This is a genomic window from Paraburkholderia sp. 2C (genome assembly GCF_054589215.1).
The window spans coordinates 1-393 of the sequence record NZ_BAAILL010000087.1 but is presented as its reverse complement, the minus strand read 5'-3'; the positions used below and the strand labels follow the sequence as shown (position 1 = coordinate 393).

The following is a 393-nucleotide window of genomic DNA, read 5'->3' as shown; positions in this document are numbered from 1 at the left end:
ATCTCGTGATCGTCAACGAACGGGCTTCGTCGTATATCCAGGAATTGCAGGGGGCGATTGAAACCGCGGTGCGCAGCAGCCAGTCGCGGCCGCGCTTTGACGGGGAGCTCGCGCAGGGTTCGATCTACGTGCTGCGTGCCGACCTGATGAGCGTCGAGACCAGAGCGCTGCTGCTGTCGGCCGCGCGCGTTGCACTGCTGGCGCGCCGCGGCGCCATCGCTACCCAGCTTGGCTATCTGGCGCAAATGCCGGCACGATTGCCTACGCCGCGCCGGCAACGAAACGCGTGGTTATCGTCGTGGCCGGCCCCTCCCGAAGCGTCTGCGGTGGCGATGCTGACCGCCGGCCTCGAATTCTTCAATGGCCTCGGCGGCTTTGGCCGTAACGGCAGCG

At 66.4% G+C, this 393-nt stretch carries 1 protein-coding gene; it reads left to right on the top strand.

The annotated features are described in order from the left end of the window. Positions 1–393 (top strand): hypothetical protein (locus ACYPXD_RS34135; RefSeq protein WP_459723114.1); only part of this gene is annotated, 393 nt, incomplete at both ends.